This is a genomic window from Globicatella sanguinis NBRC 15551 (assembly GCF_001552295.1).
Lineage (GTDB): Bacteria > Bacillota > Bacilli > Lactobacillales > Aerococcaceae > Globicatella > Globicatella sanguinis.
The window spans coordinates 1-3,253 of record NZ_BCQX01000169.1 but is presented as its reverse complement, the minus strand read 5'-3'; the positions used below and the strand labels follow the sequence as shown (position 1 = coordinate 3,253).

Here is a 3,253-nt window from a genome sequence, read left to right as displayed (position 1 = left end):
TAGTTCATTGAAAACTGAATAACAAAACAAACCATATTGATTATTTTAACAGGAGTAATCAATATAGATTATATAATTTCAAGAGAAAGATATAATAAACCGAGAATTGACCGAGTCTATATAATAATATAGAGAAAATAAGAGTAAAGGGGAAGAGCCTTTACGAGCGCAAAAATGTGGTTAAGAAACAAAGGGCGCACGGTGAATGCCTTGGCACTAGGAGCCGATGAAGGACGTGACGAACGACGAAACGCTTTGGGGAGCTGTAAGTAAGCTATGATCCAGAGATATCCGAATGGGGGAACCCACTGCTAAATGCAGTACGCGTAAGCGAGGAAGACGCAGAGAACTGAAACATCTAAGTACCTGCAGGAAGAGAAAGAAAAATCGATTCCCTAAGTAGCGGCGAGCGAAAAGGGAAGAGCCCAAACCATTGTGCATGCACAATGGGGTTGTAGGACTCCGATATAAGACTGAAGTGAGTAGTAGAATCTGATGGGAAGCAGAGCGAGACAAGGTGAGAGCCCTGTATACGAAACTGACTGAGGCTTTAGGAGTATCCTGAGTACGGCGGGACACGAGGAATCCCGTTGGAATCCGCCAGGACCATCTGGCAAGGCTAAATACTCCCTAGTGACCGATAGTGAACCAGTACCGTGAGGGAAAGGTGAAAAGCACCCCTGGAGGGGAGTGAAAGAGTACCTGAAACCGTGTGCCTACAAGTAATCAGAGCCCGTTAAGGGGTGATGGTGTACCTTTTGTAGAATGGACCGGCGAGTGACGATACCATGCGAGGTTAAGTTGAAGAAACGGAGCCGTAGCGAAAGCGAGTCTGAATAGGGCGAGAGTATGTTGTTGTCGACCCGAAACCAAGTGACCTACCCATGAGCAGGTTGAAGGTGTGGTAAGACACACTGGAGGACCGAACCAGGACACGTTGAAAAGTGTTTGGATGACTTGTGGGTAGCGGAGAAATTCCAATCGAACTTGGAGATAGCTGGTTCTCTCCGAAATATATTTAGGTATAGCCTCAGAGTAAGAGTCATGGAGGTAGAGCACTGTTTGAACGAGGGGGACGCAAGTTTTACCGAATTCAGATAAACTCCGAATGCCAAGGACTCATCTCTGGGAGTCAGACTGCGAGTGATAAGATCCGTAGTCGAAAGGGAAACAGCCCAGCCCACCAGCTAAGGTCCCCAAGTAATTGTTAAGTGGAAAAGGATGTGGAGTTGCACAGACAGCTAGGATGTTGGCTTAGAAGCAGCCATCATTTAAAGAGTGCGTAATAGCTCACTAGTCGAGTGATTCTGCGCCGAAAATGTACCGGGGCTAAACAATACACCGAAGCTGTGGATTCTAGTAATAACTAGAGTGGTAGGAGAGCGTTCTATATGCGGCGAAGGCATACCGTGAGGAGTGTTGGAGCGTATAGAAGTGAGAATGCCGGTATGAGTAGCGCAAGACGGGTGAGAATCCCGTCCACCGATAGACTAAGGTTTCCAGGGGAAGGCTCGTCCGCCCTGGGTTAGTCGGGACCTAAGCCCAAGCCGATAGGCGTAAGCGATGGACAACAGGTAGAGATTCCTGTACTTGATGTTATCGATTGAGTGAAGGAGGGACACAGGAGGTGACTCCACGCATCCGGATGGAAGAGGATGTGCAAGCAGTGAGTTTTAGTAAGAGTGAAATGCTTTTACTTAAAAGGATGAGCTGTTAAGCGTAGCGAATAAAGTAGCGAAGGTGGATAATCAAACTGTCGAGAAAAGCTTCTAGCGAGATAACATGAACCCGTACCGCAAACCGACACAGGTAGTCAAGTGGAGAACACTAAGGTGATCGAGAGAACTCTCGTTAAGGAACTCGGCAAAATGACCCCGTAACTTCGGGAGAAGGGGTGCTGGTAGTAATACCAGCCGCAGTGAATAGGCCCAGGCGACTGTTTATCAAAAACACAGGTCTCTGCCAAATCGAAAGATGACGTATAGGGGCTGACGCCTGCCCGGTGCTGGAAGGTTAAGAGGAGAGGTTAGCGCAAGCGACGCTTCGAATTGAAGCCCCAGTAAACGGCGGCCGTAACTATAACGGTCCTAAGGTAGCGAAATTCCTTGTCGGGTAAGTTCCGACCCGCACGAAAGGCGTAACGATCTGGGCACTGTCTCAACGAGAGACTCGGTGAAATTATAGTACCTGTGAAGATGCAGGTTACCCGCGACAGGACGGAAAGACCCCATGGAGCTTTACTGTAACTTGATATTGAGTGTTTGTGTGACATGTACAGGATAGGTAGGAGCTTAAGAATCGTGAACGCCAGTTTACGAGGAGGCGCTGGTGGGATACTACCCTTGTGATATGAACCCTCTAACCCGCGTTGTGAGGCAACGGGAGACAGTGTCAGGTGGACAGTTTGACTGGGGCGGTCGCCTCCTAAAGTGTAACGGAGGCGCCCAAAGGTTCCCTCAGAATGGTTGGAAATCATTCGTAGAGTGCAAAGGCAGAAGGGAGCTTGACTGCGAGACCTACAAGTCGAGCAGGGACGAAAGTCGGGCTTAGTGATCCGGTGGTACCGTATGGAAGGGCCATCGCTCAACGGATAAAAGCTACCCTGGGGATAACAGGCTTATCTCCCCCAAGAGTTCACATCGACGGGGAGGTTTGGCACCTCGATGTCGGCTCATCGCATCCTGGGGCTGAAGTCGGTCCCAAGGGTTGGGCTGTTCGCCCATTAAAGCGGTACGCGAGCTGGGTTCAGAACGTCGTGAGACAGTTCGGTCCCTATCCGTCGCGGGCGTAGGAAATTTGAGAAGAGCTATCCTTAGTACGAGAGGACCGGGATGGACGCACCGCTGGTGTACCAGTTGTTCCGCCAGGAGCATCGCTGGGTAGCTATGTGTGGGAAGGATAAGCGCTGAAAGCATCTAAGCGCGAAGCCAGCTTCAAGATGAGATTTCCCATTCGTAAGAAGTAAGACCCCTGAGAGACGATCAGGTAGATAGGCTAGAAGTGGAAGTATAGTGATATATGGAGCGGACTAGTACTAATCGGTCGAGGACTTAACCACGAAGATTTAAGGTTGAAAGGTTTGTGAGTTATTCAGTTTTGAGTGAACTAATATAAGTTTACTTAAAGAAAATAATGTACCTGTGTGGTGATGATGGCAAGAAGGATACACCTGTTCCCATGCCGAACACAGCAGTTAAGCTTCTTAGCGCCGATGGTAGTTGGACCTTTGGTCCTGTGAGAGTAGGACGTTGCC

At 49.0% G+C, this 3,253-nt stretch carries 2 rRNA genes; both read left to right on the top strand.

The features are described 5' to 3' along the window. Nucleotides 1-178: 178 nt before the first annotated feature. A 23S ribosomal RNA gene (locus tag GSA01S_RS09765) occupies nucleotides 179-3,058 on the top strand. Nucleotides 3,059-3,141: 83 nt separating this feature from the next. Next, nucleotides 3,142-3,253: ribosomal RNA gene (rrf, locus tag GSA01S_RS09760) — 5S ribosomal RNA — on the top strand; the annotation flags it as partial.